19 protein-coding genes, 1 other RNA gene and 1 pseudogene are annotated in these 19,116 nt (G+C 63.3%); 10 read left to right on the forward strand and 11 right to left on the reverse strand.

Annotated elements, in window-relative coordinates; genetic code table 11:
- Positions 1-78 precede the first annotated feature (78 nt).
- The 3 genes from B5526_RS15725 to dapE all read left to right on the forward strand — a co-directional run bounded on the left by B5526_RS15725 (position 79) and on the right by dapE (position 2,498).
- Positions 79-696: a DUF805 domain-containing protein gene (locus B5526_RS15725; RefSeq protein ID WP_079539327.1), complete on the forward strand. Its 618-nt coding sequence runs from the start codon at positions 79-81 to the stop codon at positions 694-696.
- 80 nt (positions 697-776) lie between these two features.
- A complete protein-coding gene (locus B5526_RS15730) occupies positions 777-1,280 on the forward strand; it encodes a DUF805 domain-containing protein (RefSeq protein ID WP_079539329.1) in 504 nt (167 codons plus the stop codon).
- Positions 1,281-1,343: 63 nt separating this feature from the next.
- Positions 1,344-2,498, forward strand: coding sequence for a succinyl-diaminopimelate desuccinylase (gene dapE / locus B5526_RS15735; protein ID WP_079545024.1), 1,155 nt, complete (start codon positions 1,344-1,346; stop codon positions 2,496-2,498).
- Positions 2,499-2,635: 137 nt separating this feature from the next.
- On the opposite strand, the gene truA is transcribed toward dapE, so the two are convergent.
- The 3 genes from truA to def all read right to left on the reverse strand — a co-directional run bounded on the left by truA (position 2,636) and on the right by def (position 4,975).
- Complete coding sequence (truA, locus tag B5526_RS15740; protein WP_079539331.1) at positions 2,636-3,373, reverse strand: tRNA pseudouridine(38-40) synthase TruA; 738 nt, start codon at positions 3,371-3,373, stop codon at positions 2,636-2,638.
- A complete protein-coding gene (gene fmt / locus B5526_RS15745; protein WP_079539332.1) occupies positions 3,373-4,305 on the reverse strand; it encodes a methionyl-tRNA formyltransferase in 933 nt (310 codons plus the stop codon). Before fmt ends, truA begins: the two co-directional genes overlap by 1 nt.
- A 142-nt stretch (positions 4,306-4,447) precedes the next feature.
- Positions 4,448-4,975, reverse strand: a complete 528-nt coding sequence (gene def, locus B5526_RS15750; protein ID WP_079539334.1) for a peptide deformylase — start codon at positions 4,973-4,975, stop codon at positions 4,448-4,450.
- Between the two features lie 171 nt (positions 4,976-5,146).
- Between def and B5526_RS15755 the strand changes: the two genes are divergently transcribed.
- On the forward strand, positions 5,147-6,349 hold the full coding sequence (locus tag B5526_RS15755) for a DNA recombination protein RmuC (protein WP_079539336.1): 1,203 nt from the start codon (positions 5,147-5,149) through the stop codon (positions 6,347-6,349).
- A 190-nt stretch (positions 6,350-6,539) separates the two neighbouring features.
- Here the strand turns inward: B5526_RS15755 and B5526_RS15760 are convergent.
- Positions 6,540-6,840, reverse strand: a pseudogene (locus tag B5526_RS15760) (GIY-YIG nuclease family protein).
- A 111-nt stretch (positions 6,841-6,951) separates the two neighbouring features.
- Between B5526_RS15760 and B5526_RS15765 the strand changes: the two are divergent.
- On the forward strand, positions 6,952-8,346 hold the full coding sequence (locus B5526_RS15765; protein WP_079539338.1) for an AmpG family muropeptide MFS transporter: 1,395 nt from the start codon (positions 6,952-6,954) through the stop codon (positions 8,344-8,346).
- Between the two features lie 132 nt (positions 8,347-8,478).
- Here B5526_RS15765 and B5526_RS15770 read toward each other — a convergent pair whose 3' ends face one another.
- The 5 genes from B5526_RS15770 to ffs form a co-directional block, all read right to left on the reverse strand.
- Positions 8,479-8,910 (reverse strand): hypothetical protein, encoded by a 432-nt coding sequence (locus B5526_RS15770; RefSeq protein ID WP_079539339.1) that lies wholly within the window; start codon positions 8,908-8,910, stop codon positions 8,479-8,481.
- 24 nt (positions 8,911-8,934) lie between these two features.
- Positions 8,935-9,540 (reverse strand): recombination mediator RecR, encoded by a 606-nt coding sequence (gene recR / locus B5526_RS15775; RefSeq protein WP_079539341.1) that lies wholly within the window; start codon positions 9,538-9,540, stop codon positions 8,935-8,937.
- A 1-nt stretch (position 9,541) separates the two neighbouring features.
- A complete protein-coding gene (locus B5526_RS15780) occupies positions 9,542-9,862 on the reverse strand; it encodes a YbaB/EbfC family nucleoid-associated protein (RefSeq protein WP_079539342.1) in 321 nt (106 codons plus the stop codon).
- A 20-nt stretch (positions 9,863-9,882) separates the two neighbouring features.
- Complete coding sequence (locus tag B5526_RS15785) at positions 9,883-11,715, reverse strand: DNA polymerase III subunit gamma/tau (protein ID WP_079539344.1); 1,833 nt, start codon at positions 11,713-11,715, stop codon at positions 9,883-9,885.
- 113 nt (positions 11,716-11,828) lie between these two features.
- Positions 11,829-11,925: signal recognition particle sRNA small type (gene ffs / locus B5526_RS15790), an RNA gene on the reverse strand.
- A gap of 270 nt (positions 11,926-12,195) precedes the next feature.
- On the opposite strand from ffs, the gene B5526_RS15795 reads away from it, so the two are divergent.
- From B5526_RS15795 to B5526_RS15810, 4 genes are all read left to right on the forward strand, one after another.
- Entirely contained in the window at positions 12,196-12,621 is a 426-nt protein-coding gene (locus B5526_RS15795) for an HIT domain-containing protein (protein WP_079539346.1), read from the forward strand.
- A gap of 4 nt (positions 12,622-12,625) precedes the next feature.
- Positions 12,626-13,576 (forward strand): NAD(+) diphosphatase, encoded by a 951-nt coding sequence (nudC, locus tag B5526_RS15800; protein WP_079545025.1) that lies wholly within the window; start codon positions 12,626-12,628, stop codon positions 13,574-13,576.
- A gap of 81 nt (positions 13,577-13,657) precedes the next feature.
- On the forward strand, positions 13,658-14,620 hold the full coding sequence (locus B5526_RS15805; RefSeq protein ID WP_079545026.1) for a sugar kinase: 963 nt from the start codon (positions 13,658-13,660) through the stop codon (positions 14,618-14,620).
- Between the two features lie 68 nt (positions 14,621-14,688).
- Positions 14,689-15,192 carry an Lrp/AsnC family transcriptional regulator gene (locus B5526_RS15810; protein WP_079539347.1) on the forward strand — a complete coding sequence of 168 codons (504 nt, stop codon included), beginning with the start codon at positions 14,689-14,691 and terminating at the stop codon, positions 15,190-15,192.
- A 170-nt stretch (positions 15,193-15,362) separates the two neighbouring features.
- On the opposite strand, the gene B5526_RS15815 is transcribed toward B5526_RS15810, so the two are convergent.
- Positions 15,363-16,862 carry a phosphomannomutase/phosphoglucomutase gene (locus tag B5526_RS15815; protein ID WP_079545027.1) on the reverse strand — a complete coding sequence of 500 codons (1,500 nt, stop codon included), beginning with the start codon at positions 16,860-16,862 and terminating at the stop codon, positions 15,363-15,365.
- A gap of 142 nt (positions 16,863-17,004) precedes the next feature.
- Positions 17,005-17,520 carry a TIGR02281 family clan AA aspartic protease gene (locus B5526_RS15820; protein WP_079539348.1) on the reverse strand — a complete coding sequence of 172 codons (516 nt, stop codon included), beginning with the start codon at positions 17,518-17,520 and terminating at the stop codon, positions 17,005-17,007.
- Between the two features lie 296 nt (positions 17,521-17,816).
- Between B5526_RS15820 and B5526_RS15825 the strand changes: the two genes are divergently transcribed.
- Positions 17,817-19,052 (forward strand): IS4 family transposase, encoded by a 1,236-nt coding sequence (locus B5526_RS15825; RefSeq protein WP_079538188.1) that lies wholly within the window; start codon positions 17,817-17,819, stop codon positions 19,050-19,052.
- The last annotated feature ends 64 nt before the right edge of the window (positions 19,053-19,116 follow it).

Here is a 19,116-nt window from a genome sequence, read left to right on the forward strand (position 1 = left end):
GCGGTACTAACTCGAACCTGTGGCTCCCTGGCACGACCAATCTAGGGCGGCTTTTATCGGCCGTCCGGAGGCTGAGCCGTGGACAATAGCTACACCAGCAACGCGTTTCTGTTCAGTTTCCAGGGCCGCATCAACCGCGCCAAATACTGGTATGCGATCTTTGCCAGCTCGGTCGCCTGCCTGGTGTTCATGTCGATCCTGGCGTTCGCCATCGGCGGCATCACCGGTGCCGGCGTCACGTCGGTCAATCTCTATTTTCTCGACTGGCTCCGCGATTTCCCTTCGTTCCCTTTCACCGTCAGCTTTCGTGATGCTGCTCCCTTGCCGGCCGTGGTTTTGTTCTATGCCATGGGAGCTCCGATCTTCGTCGTCGGCATGTGGTTTTTGGCGGCCGCCACAATCAAGCGGCTGCACGACCGCAACAAGAGCGGCTGGTGGATCGTCCCGTTCTTCATTGCCCCGGCGCTTCTCGACAGGTTGTCGGGCTGGATCGACGACCCGACCACGGCGATTGTCGTCAGCGCGATCGCCTTCGGCCTGACCGTCTGGTGCTTTGTCGAGTTGCTCTTTCTGAGAGGGACGCGCGGGCCTAACCGGTTCGGGCCCGACCCGCTGGCACCCGTCGATACCCGGCCGGGCTGGGACCAGGAAAGCGAGGTGGAATTTGTGCCGCACCGTGGCGGCCCGACACCGTAATCCCGGCATCGAACCGGAACCGCGCCCGGCGCGACTCATGCCCAGAACGCGCCTTTCCCGGCAGTCCGGAGGACCAGACAATGAGTTTGAGATCATTTCTGTTCAGCTTCGAGGGCCGGATCAATCGCGCCAAATACTGGCTCGTCGCGTTGGCCTCCCTCATCATCGCAATGTTTATTATGATGAAATCGCTCTTCGTGCTCGCCGACAGCCTCCGCGAGGCCGATCCGGCGACGATCGCGACGTTTCTTCCCATATTATTCTACGCGATCGCTTATCCATTATTCGCCGTCGGCCTGTGGACATACGCCGCCACGACGATCAAGCGGCTTCACGACCGCAACAGAAGCGGCTGGTGGATTATCCCCTTCGGCGTTCTTCCCGTCCTGCTTCCGGAAGTCGCGGGCGCGCTCGGCCAATCGTATCTGGCACTCTTCCTCGGGACCGTTGCTTTCGTTCTCAGCATCTGGAGCTTTGTCGAGACGTTCTGCCTGAGGGGGACGCGCGGACCGAACCGGTTCGGGCCCGATCCGCTGGGCGCAGATCATTCGAGCATCCCTGCGATCTCGCATGGGCTTGCCTAAGGCGTTAACGAATTTCTCGGCGCGGTGCTGGCCGATCGGTAGCCGCGCATGGTAAGCGGGGGCATGAATGATGCCCTCTCGATTGCCCGCGATCTCGTCCGCTGCCCCTCGGTAACCCCGGCCGATGCCGGGGCGCTTGGGGTGCTCGAAAATATTCTCGAGGCGGCCGGCTTCGAGGTGCATCGCGTCACCTTCGGCGAGCCCGGCACCGCCGATATCGACAACCTCTATGCCCGCATCGGCACCAGCGCTCCGCACATCACCTTCGCCGGGCATACCGACGTGGTGCCGCCGGGCGACGAGAGCGCCTGGAGCCATGGCGCCTTCGCGGGCGAAGTCCGGGACGGCTTTCTCTACGGCCGCGGCGCCGTCGACATGAAAGGCGGCATTGCCTGCAGCGTTGCCGCGGTGCTGGATTATCTCTCAGCCAACGGCGGCAAACCAAAAGGATCGATCTCGTTCCTGATCACGGGCGACGAGGAAGACATCTCCATCAACGGCACCATCAAGCTGTTGCAGTGGGCGGCCGCGCGTGGCGAGAAATTCGACCATTGCGTGCTCGGCGAACCCAGCAATGTCGAGGTGCTCGGCGACTGTATAAAAGTCGGCCGCCGCGGCTCGCAGTCGGGCACGCTTTATGTCGACGGCGTGCAGGGCCACGTCGCCTATCCGCATCGCGCGGCAAATCCTGTTCCGGATATTTCGCGATTGATCGTGGCGCTAAGCGACGAGCCGCTCGATCACGGCAGCGCGCAGTTCCAGGCCTCCAACCTCGAATTCACCTCGGTCGATGTCGGCAATACCGCGAGCAATGTGATCCCTGGGCAGGCGCGGGCAAAATTCAACATCCGCTTCAACGATCTCCACACCCAGGAGACGCTGCGCGCGCTGGTCGAGGCGCGGCTGGCGAAGGCTGCGGGAAATCGGATCCGCGCGCGGATCGTGTGGGAACCGTCGAATTCAAATGTGTTCGTGACCAAGCCCGGCCCGTTCACCGATTTGGCGGTCGCCGCGATCGAAGAGGTCACGGGACGCCGGCCAGAACTCTCCACAAGCGGCGGCACCTCGGACGCGCGCTTCATCTCAAGCTATTGCCCGGTGATCGAGTTCGGCCTGGTCGGCCAGACCATGCACCAGATCGACGAGCGCACCCCGGTGGCTGATTTGGAGCGGCTGACGAGGATTTATCGCGGCGTGCTGGATAGGTATTTTGGGTGATCTCCCTCGCCCCGCTCTTCGCGGGGAGAGGGCGGGGGTGAGGGGCTGCCTCCACGCACACCGAATGCGCGGTGAGTCCCCCTCACCCGGCGCTACGCGCCGACCTCTCCCCGCAAGCGGGGCGAGGTAAGAAGGCCTCAATACTCCACCCGTACCAGATACAACCCGTCCGGCGGGGCGACGGGGCCGCAGGCGGTGCGGTCGCGGGCGGCGAGGGCTGCGGCGAGATCGTCGGCGCTCCAGCGGCCTTCGCCGACCCAGACCAATGATCCCACCATCGAGCGCACCTGGCTGTGCAGGAACGAGCGCGCCGAGGTGACGATGTTGACGGCGTCGCCGTCTCTTACGACGTCGAGCTGGTCGAGGGTTTTCTCCGGCGACTTCGCCTGGCACTCGGTGTCGCGGAAGGTCGTAAAGTCGTGCTTGCCGACCAGGCGTTGCGCGGCGGCGTGCATCGCATCGCTATCGAGCGCCCGCGGCAATCGCCAGGCGCGGCCGATGTCGAGCGCGAGATTGGCGCGGCGGTTAGCGATCCGATAAAGGTAATGCCGCTTTTTCGCGGAGAACCGCGCCTCGAAATCGGCGGGCACGATCTCCGCACTGAGCACGCCGATCGGATGCGGCCGCAAATGCGCGTTCAGCCCGTCGCGAAACCGGCCCGGCACGAAGTGTTTTGTAATATCGCAATGCGCGACCTGCGCGATCGCGTGCACGCCGGCGTCGGTGCGGCCGGCGCCGTGAACGCGGACCTGCTCGCCGCAGATCGCCTTGACCGCGTCTTCCAGCGCGCCCTGCACGGAGGCGCCATTGTCCTGGATCTGCCAGCCGCAATACGGCGCGCCGTCATATTCGATGGTGAGTTTGTAGCGGGGCATCAGGTTAGCCGTATCGGCGGCTTGATCGGCGTGCCGCGCAAAAATTCATCCGCCTTCATCGGTGCCTTGCCGGCGCGCTGCAAGTCGAGGATTCGGATGGCGCCCTGCTGGCAGGCAATTGTGAGATGATCGTCGAGGAATTCGCCTGGTACGCCCGAGCGATCGATCATTTCACAGCGCAGGATTTTGACCCGAACCGGTTCGCCCTCGATCGGCATTTCGCACCAGGCGCCGGGAAACGGCGACAATCCGTGGATGTGCCGCAGCACTTCCCGCGCGGGCTTGTTCCAGTCGATCCGCGCCTCGGCCTTTTCGATTTTTGTAGCGTAGGTGATGCCCGCTTCGCTCTGTTTTGTCAGTTGCAGCATGCCGCGTTCCAGCGCGCCGATGGCGCGGACCATCAGATCGCCGCCGAGCCGCGCCAGCGCATCGTGCACATCGGCCGCCGTCATCGCGTCCGTGATCGTCATCCGCTCGGCCATCGCCACGTCGCCGGTATCGAGGCCAACGTCCATTTTCATCACCATCACGCCGGTCTCTCGATCACCTGCCATGATGGCACGATTGATCGGCGCCGCCCCGCGCCAGCGCGGCAATAGCGAGGCATGCAGGTTGAAGCAGCCGAGTTTTGGAGTGTCGAGAATGGCCTGCGGCAGGATCATGCCATAGGCGACGACCACTGCGGCATCGGCGTTGTGCGCGCGAAATTTCTCCAGAGCCTCCGGCGTCTTTACGCTCATTGGTGTCTCAACGGGAATGCCGAGCCGCCGCGCTTCCTGCTCGACCGGCGTTGGCTGCAGCTTCATGCCGCGCCCGGCCGGCTTTGCCGCACGGGTGTAGACGGCCGCGATCTCATGGCCATGGGCCACGAGCTCCAGCAGCGTCGGCACCGCGAAGTCAGGCGTGCCCATGAAGATCAAGCGAAGCGGCATGTTCTCTAAATTTCCTCGACGGATTTCAATTTACTCGTCATGGCCGGGCTTGTCCCGGCCATCCACGACTTGAGTATCGGCGACAAAGACGTGGATGCCCGGGACAAGCCCGGGCATGACGGCTGAGAGGGGGACTCGAACCCTACTCCGCTGCCCTCTTCGCGGCCTTGGCAAACTTCTTCAGCACGCGGTCGCGCTTTAATTTCGACAGATAATCCACGAACAGCACGCCGTTGAGATGATCGATCTCATGCTGGATGCAGGTCGCGAACAGGCCCTCGGCGTCCTCCTCATGCACCTTGCCGTCGAGATCGGTGAAGCGCACGCGGACTTTCGCCGGCCGTTCCACCTCCTCGTAATATTCCGGGATCGACAGGCAGCCTTCCTCGTAAACCGACATCTCTTCCGACGAGGACAGAATCTCCGGATTGATGAACACGCGCGGCCGCGGCTTGGTCTCGCCGTCTTCCTCTTTCTTGGCCAGATCCATCGTGATCAGCCGCAGCGGCTGCGCGACCTGGATCGCGGCGAGGCCAATTCCGGGCGCGTCGTACATGGTCTCGAACATGTCATCGGCGAGCTTGCGCACCTCGGCCGTGACCTTCTCGATGGGTTTCGAGACCAGCCGCAACTGCTTGTCGGGGAGGATGATGATTTCTCGGATAGCCATGGCGGGCGATTTAAGCGGTTGATTTGCCGGGGTCAATGCGCTGTTCCCGCGCGTCAAGGGTTCGTTAACCACGTTTTTTAAGCGATGGTTAACCACGAAAATTAGGGTTCGGTTAACCATAAATGTTCGCTCTTCGTTCGCGTTCAAGGCCGAATCGGCTACAAGGGCGGCATGAACGAGATCCTCTTTATGGCCGGCGACCTGCCGGTCCGAACCGGCGCGGCGCTGATCGGTTTTGGCGGCCTGGCGCTGGTCCTGCTCCTGATTATCGTCATCGTGATCACACGCTCCGGCCGGCGCGGCGCGGAACTGGCGATGGCCCAGGCGGTGCGAGCCGACGAGCTCGAGGAGCGGCTCTCCGAAATGCTCCGCGCCCAGAGCGAAAACTCCGTCCGCGTCGATGCGATGGGGCAGGTGCTGGCCGGCCGCCAGGCCGAGATGGCGCGCGCGGTCAATGAGCGGCTGGATTCGGTGACCCACCGCGTCGGCCAGTCCATGGAACAGACCACGCGCCATACGATGGATAGCTTGCGCGTGCTGCACGAGCGGCTCGGCATCATCGACAATGCGCATAAAAATCTGACCGACCTGACCTCGCAGGTGACGACGCTGCGCGACGTGCTCGCCAACAAGCAATCGCGCGGCGCGTTCGGCCAGGCGCGGATGGAGGCGATTGTCCAGGACGGCATGCCGAAGGGCTCTTACGAGTTCCAGCACACGCTCTCGACCGGCAAACGGCCGGATTGCGTGGTGTTTTTGCCCGACCAGCGGCCGCTTTGTATCGACGCGAAATTCCCGCTGGAGGCGGTGACCGCGCTGCATGATGCACGCACCGATGAGGCGAAAAAATTCGCCGCCCAGCGGCTGCGCGCCGACGTCATGAAGCATGTCAGCGATATCGCCGAGAAATATCTGATCACGGGCGAGACCCAGGACACCGCGTTGATGTTCGTGCCGTCGGAATCGGTCTACGCCGAGATCCACGACAGCTTCGATGACGTGATCCAGAAGGCTTATCGCGCCCGCGTGGTGCTCGTATCGCCATCGCTGTTGATGCTGGCGATCCAGGTGATGCAGCAGATCCACCGGGACGCGCGGATGCGCGACGCCGCCGACCAGATCCGCACCGAGGTGCTGAACCTCGGCGACGATCTCGGCCGGTTGCGCGATCGCGTATTAAAGCTGCAGAAGCATTTCTCCGACGCCAACGAGGATATCAGGCAGATCCTGATTTCCGCCGACAAGATCGAGAAGCGGGCGGGCCGGATCGAGGAACTGGATTTCAGCAAGGAACCGGCGGAGCCGCCGCGGCTGGTCAAGCCGGCCGGGCCGGAGTTGTTTCCTGTTCCCCGGAAGCTGCAGGCGGGGGAGTAGGGCTCCCCGCTGCCACTCTTCAAACGGCTGTCGTCGCCCGGTTGACCGGGCTTGACGACTACTCAGGTGTCATCGTCCGCGAAGGCGGACGATCCAGTACTCCGTGACGTCTCGCCTAATCTCGCGGGGCGCGGCGTAGTAGATACCTCGCCTTAGCGGCGTATGACGGACGAGGTATGATGGCGAGAACCTATGCGCCGGCTATGCTCGAATACAGATCGTCCCAAATTGGGATTGTGTTCCTCGATCAGCCGAATTTTCCAGGCTCGATTCCACCTCTTTAGTCGCTTCTCGCGCTTAATCGCGTTTTCGGCATCATCGAACTGTTCGAAATAAACCAACCTGTCGACCCCATATTTCTTCGTAAAGCTTTCCACCTGCTTCTGACGATGTTCGTAGACCCGACGAACAAGATCGTTGGTCACGCCGATGTAAAGAGTGCCGCCGATGCGATTGGCGAGTATGTAGACGTAGTAGCTTCGTGCTCCCATCAGCCACCTCTGGAATACTGGATCGTCCGCCTTCGCGGACGATGACACCGAGTAAATTAGAAAGCCGGGCGATGACAGTCTTTTTTGCCCGAATCTGCTAACACCCTTTGCATGACTGCCCCTGAAGCCGCGTCCGAACCGACAATCGCTACGCCAACGCCCCGCGCCTCCTGGCGCGATGGTCTTGCCGTCTATCTGCAACGGCGGGTGCTGATCGTGTTGCTGCTCGGATTTTCCTCCGGGCTGCCGCTGGCGCTGTCGGGGTCGACGCTGCTGGTATGGATGCGCGAATCAGGCGTCGATCTCGGGACCATCGGCCTGTTCGCGCTGGTGGGCACGCCGTACACATTGAAATTCCTGTGGGCCCCGCTGGTCGATGCGCTGCATGTGCCGTTGTTCACGCGCGCCTTCGGCCGCCGCCGCGGCTGGCTGGTGTTTTCGCAACTGCTGTTGATTGTCGCGATCCTGCTGCTGGCGCTGACCGATCCGGCGCGCTCACCGCTATTCGTCGCGCTTGGCGCGCTGGCGGTGGCGGCGATGTCATCAACGCAGGACATCGTGGTCGATGCGTTTCGGGTCGAGAGCCTGCCGGAAAGCGAGCAGGCCGCCGGCATGGCCTCCTATGTCGCGGCCTATCGGATCGGCATGCTGGTCTCGACCGCGGGCGCGCTGTTTCTGGTGAGCGCATTCGAATCGACCGGCCTCCCGCGCGCTTCAGCGTGGATGTGGGGCTATGTGGCGATGGCGGCGCTGGTGCTGATCGGCACCGGCACGGCGCTATCCGCCACCGAGCCCGAGCAATCGGCACGCGCGGAAGCCGCCACCAGCACCGAGACCGCGTTTGCGCGCGTGATCCATGCCGCGGTCGGCGCGTTCTCCGAATTTCTGCGCCGCAAGGACGCGCTCGCGGCGCTCGCCTTCGTGGTGCTGTTCAAATTCACCGACGCGTTCTCCGGCACGATGACCGCGCCGTTCGTGATCGACCTTGGTTTTTCCCGCAACGACTATGCCGCGATCGTCAAGGGCGTCGGCCTCGCCGCGACCCTGATCGGCGGTTTTGCCGGCGGTTTTGTCGCGCGGCGCTATTCGCTTGCCGCCAGCCTTTGGATCGGCGGCGTGCTGCAGGCGGTCGCCAACCTGTCGTTCTCCTGGCTGGCGCTGGTCGGCGTCAACGAATGGGCGCTGGCGCTCGCCATCAGCGCGGAAAATTTCACCAGCGCCATCGGTACCGTGATCTTCGTCGCCTATTTGTCGGCGCTGTGCCAGAACCCGCTGCACACCGCGACCCAATATGCGCTGCTCACCGCGCTTGCCGCGGTGGGGCGCACCTATTTGTCCTCAGGCGCGGGCTATGTGGCGAAGGCGACGGGCTGGCCGTTGTTTTTCGCGATCTGCGTCGTGGTCGCGATCCCGAGCCTGATCCTGCTGGCCTGGCTGCAGCGGCGCGGGCATTTTGCGGAGCTGGAGACCCCCGTCGTCATCACCCGCCAACGGGTCGGCGCTTAGCGCCGCCCGATGACAGGCTCCGGCGGGTGATCCAGTATTCCAAAGGCTTGCGATAGATCGAGAGGCCGCGGCGTACTGGGTCGCCCGGTCAAGCCGGGCGATGACAGCAGTGAATTGGGTAACACCGTGCCCTCAATGCTTCGTCACCACGCTCCATTTCGTCACCACGGCTTCGCTCATCTCGCCGGCGTCTTGCGCGCAGGCGACCTCGTCGACTTTCAGCGAGACTTCCTTGCCGACGAAATTTTTCAATTGCGCCGCCTGGGCGTCGCTATTGGTGACGATCTGAAACGTCTCAGGCCCGGTTTCCAGCCCGCACAGGCCGTTCGGCGGCGGCAGCCGGCGCGGCTCGCTGGTGAGCTGATAGGTTGCGGCGCGCTTGCCCTTCTTGGCGCCGCGCAGGCGGAGCGCATTGAGCTCTCCGGAAAGCACGTCGCCGGCATTGATCAGCTTGGCCGCCTTCGGCGCGGGCTCGGCCTGCTGCGCCATGGCGGCAGGCGCGGCTGAACTCGCCGCCAGGACTGCGGCCAAAGCGAACCGTATGGCGAAAAGTCGTTTCGTCATGTCACCTATTTCCGTATCTGGTTGCTAGAACAATGTCCGCTGCCGCATCGCAGCCGACAGCGTGCCTTCATCGAGATAATCGAGCTCGCCGCCGACCGGCACGCCGTGGGCAAGTCGCGTCACCTTGACGCCCGCCTCCTGCAGGAGGTCGGTGATGTAATGCGCCGTGGTCTGGCCGTCGACGGTCGCGTTCAAAGCGAGGATGATCTCCGTCACCTGCGGATCATGCGCGCGGGCCACCAGCGCATCGATGGTGAGGTCCTGCGGGCCGACGCCGTCGAGCGGCGACAAGGTCGCGCCGAGCACGTGATAGCGCCCGTTGCTGGCATGGGCGCGCTCCAGCGCCCAGAGATCGGCGACGTCGGCGACGACCACGATGATCGAAGGATCGCGCCGCGGGTCGGTGCATACCGTGCAGGGATTTTGCGTGTCGATATTGCCGCAGCTCTTGCAGACCTGGATCTTATCAATGGCCACCTGCAGCGCGCCGGCAAGCGGCGTCATCAGTGCCTCGCGCTTCTTGATCAGATGCAGTGCCGCGCGCCGCGCCGAACGCGGGCCGAGCCCCGGCAGCCGCGCCAGGAGCTGGATCAGGCGTTCGATTTCAGGACCGGCAACGGCTGTGGCCATCTCAGGTGAGGCCCAAGCCCGGCGGCAGACCCAAGCCGCCGGTCAGCGCCTGCATCTTTTCCTGCATCGCCAGTTCGGCCTTGCGACGCGCATCGTTATGCGCGGTCACCAGTAGGTCCTCGAGGATTTCACGCTCCTCCGGCTTGATCAGCGAGGGGTCGATCTTGACACCCCTGACTTCCATCTTCGCGGTCATGCGCACGCTGACCAGGCCGCCGCCGGAAATGCCCTCGACCTCGACATTGCCGAGTTCCTCCTGCATCGCCTGCATCTTCGATTGCAGCTGCGCCGCCTGCTTCATCATGCCGAGAAAATCAGCCATGAACCGTTCCTCTGAAATCGCTATTGATCGTCGCCATCGGAATTCTCGACCGTGTCTTCCCCGTTAACATGGGATTCCGGCGGCTCGGGGGCAAGCTTGCGGACCTCGACCACCTTGGCGCCGGGAAAGCGCGCCAGCACTTCCCTTACCCGCGGATCGGCTTCGGCGGCGCGCTCGCGCTGGCTGCGCTCGACTTCCATCTGCGAGCGCAGCGTCGGCTGACCGGCCTCGTTGGACACGATCACGGTCCAGCGCCGGCCGGTCCATTGTTCGAGCTTTCGCGACAAATCGTTGATCAGGGTGCGCGCGGCGCTGCGCTCCAGCGCCACCTCGAGCCGCCCGTCCTCGATGCGGACCAGACGGACATCCGACTCCAGCGCGCCTTTGGTCAGGAGATCGCGCTTTTCGGCGGCGAGCGCCACGAGTTCCGGAAAGCTCGCGATCCGAAGCGCTGCGGGCGCGGACTGCGCCTCCGGCGGCGGTGCGACCATCTGCGGGCGCGCTGAGGCCTCGGCGCCGGCACGTGGCACGGCCGCGGCCGAGCGCGGCGCCGGTGATTGCATCGCCGACACCGGCGCGGCCGGCGCGCCGCGCGAGGCGCCGTTGCCAGTAACAACCGGCGAGGCGCCGCCATTCTGCTCGAGCATCTTGATCGCTTCGTCCGGGGTCGGCATATCGGCGACATAGGCGATCCGCACCAGCACCATTTCCGCGGCAGCTGCCGGGCGCGTCGCGGCCTGCGCCTCGGTAATGCCCTTGAGCAGCATCTGCCACATCCGCGACAGCACCCGCATCGAGAGCTTTGACGCAAAATCGCGGGCGCGCACGCGCTCGGTTTCGCCGAAGGCGACATTGTCCGCCGTCGCCGGCACGATCTTGACGCGCGTGACGAAGTTGACGAATTCGGCGAGATCGGACAGCACCACGATCGGGTCGGCGCCGGTGTCATACTGCTCGCGGAATTCCTTGAACGCGCTGGCGATATCGCCGCGAACCAGCGAATCAAAGAGATCGATCACCCGTGTGCGGTCGGCAAGGCCGAGCATCTGCCGCACGGCGTCGGCCCGCACCAGGCCCGCGGCATGCGCGATCGCCTGGTCGAACAGCGAGAGCGAATCGCGCACCGAGCCTTCGGCGGCGCGGGCGATGATGCCGAGTGCCTCGGGTTCGACCTCGACGTTTTCCTTGGCCGCGATATTGGCAAGGTGCTTCATCAGCACGTCGGCCTCGACCCGGCGCAAGTCGAACCGCTGGCAGCGCGACAGCACCGTCACCGGGACTTTGCGGATTTCGGTGGTGGCGAACACGAACTTGGCGTGCTCCGGCGGCTCCTCCAGCGTCTTCAGGAAGGCGTTGAACGCCGCCGTCGACAGCATGTGGACTTCGTCGATGATGTAGACCTTGTAGCGGGCGCTCGCCGGCGCATAGCGCACGCTGTCGTTGATCTGGCGCACGTCGTCGACGCCGGTATGGGAGGCCGCGTCCATCTCCAGCACGTCCATGTGCCGGCTTTCCATGATCGCCTGGCAATGCACCCCCAGAACGGGCATGTGGATGGTCGGCCCCTTCACCGAGCCGTCAGGCAGTTCGTAATTCAGCGCGCGAGCTAGAATCCGGGCGGTCGTGGTTTTGCCCACCCCGCGCACCCCGGTCAGGATCCAGGCCTGCGGGATCCGTCCGGTCTCGAACGCATTCGAAACGGTGCGGACCACGGCGTCCTGGCCGATCAAATCCTCGAAACTGGAGGGGCGGTATTTGCGCGCCAGCACCCGATAATGCTGGCCGGCGGAACCGCCTTGCTGGGTGCTGTCGGGATCGGTTGGGGACATTAAGGAAGCGCCAGCGTCGGTCATCGATCGATCCGCAACTCTGATTGTCTCTCGAAGCCGGCTTTGCGGAATGAAGCGGCGAATTCGAGCGCCGCACGGGGAGTGCCCATCTTGGCGCGATTCGCTCGAAAAAACAGGTAGGAGACTGACGAGCGACCCGATCCGGACCTCGTTAGGGCTGCTTCCTTCCGGACCTGACCCGGTTGGCGAGTGGCTCGTCCACCGCCAATCTCCCGGCCCTTATTTGGGGCCAAAAGGCGCGGAAAGCAAGCCACCCCATCCCGTCATACCCCGCCACCGGGTCTCGCCTTCGGCGAGCCCGATGACAGGCTCCAGCGGGGTATCCAGTACCTACGGCACTATCGATAAATTGATAGGCCGCCGAATACTGGATCATCCGCTTTCGCGGATGATGACGCCTTGGTATGACGTAAGGAGCGGTGTCCGTTTCAGGCCACGTCAAACCGAAGCCATCGGTAAACGATGGACGCACCAGGAACCCACATGCCTTCCGATACTCCCGCCTGGTCGCTGCACTCACGGCTCAAAGAGGACACTATCGACATCGGCGACCTGCCGCTGTGCCGCGTGCTGGTGATCAAGGACGCGCATTACCCGTGGCTGCTCCTGGTGCCGCGCCGGCCTGATGTCGCGGAAATCATCGACCTCGCCGAGGTCGAGCAGGCCCAGTTGATGACGGAGATTTCCCGCGTCGCGCGCGCGCTGAAAGAAATCACAAAATGCGACAAGCTCAACATCGCAGCGCTCGGCAATCTGGTGCCGCAACTGCACGTCCATATCATCGCCCGCCGTTCCAGCGATGCCGCCTGGCCGCGCCCGGTCTGGGGGGTGATGCCGCCGCTCGCGCACGACGCCGAGGAGGTGCAACATTTCATCAGCGCGCTTCGCCGCAAAATCTGGCTTGGTTGAACTCATGACAGCATTCGATTCCTTTCCCCTGGGGCGACCGGCCTTCGTCAGCAACATCCTCGATCGCGCCGCGCATCTGCGCAATGACGACGCAAAGCTCATGACGCTGGAAGGCAACCGCGACGCCCGCGCCTATGTGGTGTACCGCGACTCGCTGGTGGTGAAGCAGGAGGCCGGCAGTCCCCGCGCGCTGCTCACCGTCGACGAGGCACTGAAATTCGGCGCCAATCCCGGCACGATCTTTTTGGGCCTGCGCGACGGCGCCGCGGTGTTCGGCATGGGCATCGCGGCCGCGGCCATAGAGAAATTGATGACCCGCGACGACGTCGCCGTGACCGAATTGCGCGGCATGGCGATGCAGGGCGTGGTGCCGCCCGACCAGCTTTCGGCGATCGCAATGGCGAAATCGATGGTGAACTGGCATCAGCGCCACGGCTATTGCGCCAATTGCGGAACCCGCACCGCGATGAAGGAAGGCGGCTGGAAGCGCGAATGCCCGAATTGCAAGGCCGAGCATTTTCCACGCACCGACCCTGTCGTGATCATGCTGGTGACCTCGGGCGACAAATGCCTGCTGGGTCGGCAGAAGCAATTTCCCGCCGGCATGTATTCGTGCCTGGCGGGCTTTGTCGAAGCCGCCGAAACCATCGAGGACGCGGTCCGGCGTGAGATTTTCGAGGAAAGTGGAATCCGCTGCACCGACGTGAATTATTATATGACGCAGCCCTGGCCCTATCCGTCATCCCTGATGATCGGATGCACCGCGCGCGCCACCAATGAGGATATCATTGTCGACCGCACCGAGCTCGAGGACGCGCGCTGGTTCGACCGCACCGAAGCAACCCTGATGCTGAAAAGACAGCATCCCGACGGCCTCGCCGGGCCGCACCCGTTTGCCATTGCCCATCATTTAGTCGGCCGTTGGCTGCAGATCGACCTCGGCACGCGCGCATAGCTGGAACCCCGCCATGGTTCATCGATTAACAGCTGAGATCAGGTTCCGTCAGGGGGCAGCACGGACATGATGAGCGAGCCCATGAACTTTCACGCTGCCGCGCCAAAGATTCCCCCGCGCATCCTGTGCATCGGTATGCCGGTGCGCGACCTGACGTTTCGCGTGCCGGGCCTGCCGGCGCGCGGCTCCAAGGAGCACGCCACGCATTTCGACGAAATCTGCGGCGGCAATGCGCTTAATGGCGCGATCGGGATCGCGCGGCTCGGCGGCCGGGCCTCGATCTGCGGCCCGATGGGCGACGCGAAGGAAACCGCGAGCCGCTATATTTTCGAGAAGATGGCGCATGAAGGCATCGACACCAAGCACATCGTGCACATGCCGGGCCTGGTGACGGCGATCTCCAATATCATGATCGATCCTTCCGGCGAACGCACCATCGTGACCTTCCGCGATCCGCAATTGTGGAAGGTGCATCTGCCCGACACCGACGAATTGCTCAGGGATTGCCACGCCATCCTGACCGAGAGCCGCTGCGCGCCATTCTGCACCGAGCTCTGCGTCGAGGCCCGCCGGCGCGGCATTCCGGTCATTGTCGACGTCGATCGCGCGATGTCGTTGCGCGAGGGGCTCTTGACCGCGTCGTCGCATCTGGTGTTCTCGAGCGAGCCGTTGCAGGAAACGGCCGGCGTCGCCGACGACGGCGAGGCGCTGAAGAAAATCGCAAAACTGACGCCGTCATTCCTGGCGGGTACCCGCGGCGCGCAGGGCACGATTTGGCTCGACGAAAATCAGAACCTGCAGCAGACGCCGGCCTTCCCGGTGCATACCGTGGATACGCTGGGTGCGGGCGACGTGTTCCACGGCGCCTTCACGCTCGCCATCACCGAGAACCAGGATATTCCGGAGGCGCTGAGGTTTGCTTCGGCCGCAGCAGCGCTGAAATGCACCCGTTTCGGCGGCGCTTTCGCCGCCCCGCAACGTGCTGAAGTCGCGGAGCTTTTGAGCCAGGGCCAGCCGGCCAGCCCGGCGCGGACGCCCCAATAATGGGCTTGCTTTAGAAGAATTTTCTATATATGAGGGTATTAGGCCCCATAATTGGAACAATTCTTCCCATGTCCGACCTCGCCGTTCAGATTCACGAGCACAATCGCCGCCTCGATGCCATCGACCGCAAGATCCTGACGGTGCTTCAGGAAGACGCCTCCCTCTCGGTTGCCGAGATCGGCGACCGGGTCGGACTATCCTCAACGCCATGCTGGAAGCGCATCCAGCGGCTGGAAGCCGATGGCGTGATCCTGCGCCGGGTCGCCCTGGTCGACCAGAACAAGATCGGGCTCGGCATTACCGTCTTTGTCTCGGTCGAGAGCGCCGATCATTCGGAGGCATGGCTGAAGAAATTTGCGGACGCCGTCAGCGCGATGCCCGAGGTGATGGAGTTTTACCGGATGGCCGGCGACGTCGACTACATGCTGCGCGTCGTGACCGCGGACATGCAGAGCTACGACGTGTTTTACAAAAAACTGATCGGCGCCGTGCCGCTGAAGAACGTCACGTCGCGTTTCGCGATGGAGAAGATCAAGTCGGTCACCGCATTGCCGGTGCCGGCAGCGGCGTAGGCTCGTCGGGCTCCCTCACCCCGCAAGCACAATTGTCATCGCCCGCGAAGGCGGGCGATCCAGTATTCCAGAGACGTTGGTCATTTAATCGAGAAGCCGCGGCGTACTGGATACCCCGCTTTCGCGGGGTATGACGGTTGAAGGTGTGGCGCGCGGCGCGTCCCCGAAAATCAAATCTTCTGATTATATTCCCCAACCTCGGGATGGGTGCGCAGCACCGAATCCATCGCTTCGAACATGTCGCGCATGCGCTGCTCGGAAACCGGGCTCTCGACCACGACCACCAGCTCCGGCTTGTTCGATGACGCCCGCACCAGGCCCCAGCTGCCATCCTCCACCGTCACGCGCACGCCGTTGACGGTGACGAGATCGCGGATCTTTTGCCCCGCCACTTTCCCTTCCTTTTTCTGCAGCGCCTCGAAATGCTTCACCACGGCATCGGCGACGCCGTATTTGGTCTCGTCGGCGCAATGCGGCGACATGGTCGGCGACGACCAGGTTTTCGGCAGCGCATCCTTCAAATCCGCCATCGACTTGCCGGGCGCGCGATCGAGCATCTCGCACACCGCGATCGCCGAGATCAGGCCGTCGTCATAGCCGCGGCCGAACGGCTTGTTGAAGAAGAAATGACCTGACTTCTCGAACCCCGCCAGCGCGCCCAATTCGTTGGTGCGGCGCTTCATGTAGGAATGGCCGGTCTTCCAATAGGTGGTCTTGGCGCCCTGCTTCTGCAGCACCGGATCGGTGACAAACAGTCCGGTCGACTTGACGTCGACAACGAATTGCGCGTCCTTGTGGATCGCCGACATGTCGCGCGCCAGCATCACGCCGACCTTGTCGGCAAAGATCTCCTCGCCGGTGTTGTCGACCACGCCGCAGCGGTCGCCGTCACCGTCAAAACCGAGGCCGACATCGGCCTTGTGCGCGAGCACCGCGTCGCGGATGGCGTGCAGCATTTCCATGTCTTCGGGATTGGGATTGTATTTCGGAAAGGTATGATCGAGTTCGGTGTCGAGCGGCACCACCTCGCAGCCGATCGCCTCCATCACCTGTGGCGCGAACGCGCCCGCGGTGCCGTTGCCGCAGGCGACCACGACCTTCAGCTTGCGCTTCAGTTTCGCCCGATTGGTCAAATCGGCGATGTAGCGGGCCGGGAAATTCTCGTGGAACTGATAGGATCCGCCGGCCTTGTTCTTGAACTCGGCATTGAGCACGATCTCTTTCAGGCGGGTCATCTGGTCGGGGCCGAAGGTGAGCGGCCGGTTGGCGCCCATCTTGACGCCGGTCCAGCCATTGTCGTTATGCGAGGCCGTCACCATCGCGACGCAGGGCACGTCGAGCTCGAATTGTGCGAAATAGGCCATCGGCGTCATGCACAGGCCAATGTCGTGGACCTTGCAGCCCGCGGCCTGCAATCCCGAAATCAGCGCGTATTTGATCGAGGCCGAATAGCCGCGGAAATCATGCCCGGTGACGACCTCCTGCTTGGCGCCGAGTTCGGCGATCAGCGCGCCCAACCCCATGCCCAGCGCCTGAATGCCCATCAGGTTGATTTCCTTGCCGAACAGCCAGCGCGCGTCATATTCGCGAAAGCCGGTCGGCTTCACCATCGGCTCGGATTCGTAAGCGTAGGTATTCGGAACCAGCACGGATTTCGGCTTTGGAAACATCAACATGACCTTTTCGTGAAACGCTGCACGTTCGCAAGACGCTGCAAGCAGCGTGCCGCAGCCTTAGCGAATGCGCCGGCGCGAAGGAAGGTGGGACAGCCCGCTTGTGGCGATTAATTACGGCGGATTGGCAGCGGCGGAACTATTGTTCCAGTACCATCTTGCCGTTGGCGTATTCAAACCGTTTCAGCTTCGACAAGAACGACAGGCCGAGCAGGTTCTCCGACAGCGCTTCGTCGGGTAGCACCATGGCATCGACGTCGCGCACCACGAGCCCGCCGATATCGACCATCGCAAGCCGCGCGCGCGCCGCCTTGATGGTGCCGTTGGCGGTGGTGACGGGCGCGTTAAACTCGCCGCGGGTCGGACGCAGGCCGAACCGCGCCGCCGATTTTTCGTTCAACGCCACCACCGACGCGCCGGTATCGACCATGAAATCGAGGCGCTGGCCGTCGATGCGGCCTTGGGTTTGGAAATGACCGCGGGAGTCGCGGGGAATGTCGAGACTGCGAGAGCCGGCCTGTCCGACCGTTTCGACGGGCGCGACTTTTCGCGCGGAGGTAGCGGCCGCGGGGGCCGGAGTCATCTTGTCCGCCATCTGCGCCATGAAGGTGCCGAGGCCGATCATGATCGCGGCAAAAATCATAATGTTACGCATCACGCCACACTCGATGAGATCGGCAATATCACCACGCCTGCCGCCAAACCGCGACTAGCGGCTGAGGCAGCGGCCGCCATTTTGGCGAAAAGGATGAGCGAAGGGTTAACGGGGGCGCTTACCTCGCCCCGCTTGCGGGGAGAGGTCGGATCGCATCGACGGATGCGATCCGGGTGAGGGGGAGTCTGCGCATAATTTGTGCTTCACCATTCGCGGAAACAGCCCCTCACCCCAACCCTCATTTGCGCTAGGTTTAGCTCTGGACACAAGGAATCGCGATATGATTCAAGCTTGGGATGAAGATTCGCCCTGAGATTTTGGATCACTGGCCGGAGGTGAGCGCGCGCCTTCCGGCGGATTTTGACGTGGAAGCAACGGCGCGGGCGCGAGGCGCCTTCACGCGGGCGCGGGAAATCAAGAACGCTGAAACGCTGTTGCGGCTGGCGCTGGCCTATGGAGGCCTCGGAATGTCGCTGCGCGAGACCTGTGCGTGGGCTGAGGCCGGCGGGATCGTCAGCTTGTCCGACCCATCCCTGCTCGATCGGCTGTGCAAAGCAGCGCCTTGGCTCGGCGACATTGTGGCTGCGCTGATTGCCGAACAGGCAAAAGTACCCGCTGGACGCTGGGCCGGGTATCGCTTGCGTGCATTGGATGGAACGTCGATCTGCCAACCGGGAGCTGACCGCACGACATGGCGCCTGCATGTCGGCTACGACCTGGCAACGGGTCAAGTCGATCAGCTCGAGTTGACCGACGGGTATGGTGCCGAGAACCTTCAGCGCCTCACCTACCGGCCGGGCGATATCGTGCTGGGTGATCGCTACTATGCGCGACCGCGCGATCTGCGGCCCGTGGTGGAGGCCGGTGCAGACTTCATCGTGCGGACCGGCTGGAACTCGTTACGCCTGTTGCAGGCGAACGGCGAGCCTTTCGATCTCTTTGCCGCACTTGCCGCTCAGGCCGAACAGCTAAGCGAGGTGCAGGTTCGCATCCACGAAGGCATCACGGGGTCTCCACCACCGGAGCCGCTGATGCTGCGCCTCATTATCCGACGCAAGGACCCGGAACAGGCGCAAGCCGAGCAGAAGCGTCTGCTCAAAGACGCCAAGAAGCGCGGCCGGCAACCCGACCCGCGCAGTCTCGAGGCGGCGAAGTACATTCTTCTCCTGACCTCGCTGCCGGTCGCCGCCTTCCCGCCGTCCGAGATCCTCGCCCTTTATCGCTTTCGCTGGCAAATCGAGCTGGCGTTCAAAAGGTTCAAAAGCCTGGCCGGCCTCGATCTGCTGCCGGCCAAGAAGCCTGAACTCGCGCGAGCATGGATCTACGCAAGGCTGATCGTCGCCATCATCGCCGAACAGATTGCCGGGCAAGTCCCGGACTCTTCCCCCTCTGGACCCGGCACCACGCGCAAGCCCATCGCGCTGGCGTCTCATGAAGATAGCCCTCGCCACCATTTGCGCCGCCATTCGCGGCCCACTCCTGTGGCAAACTGTCTGCAACCTCTTCACCAAAATCCGTCGTCACCTCTGTGAGCCACCGCGCCGACGCCGAAAACAATGCGACTATCTCAACGCACGCTTAACCTAGCGCAAATGA

This window comes from Bradyrhizobium lablabi (assembly GCF_900141755.1).
GTDB classification, from domain to species: domain Bacteria; phylum Pseudomonadota; class Alphaproteobacteria; order Rhizobiales; family Xanthobacteraceae; genus Bradyrhizobium; species Bradyrhizobium lablabi_A.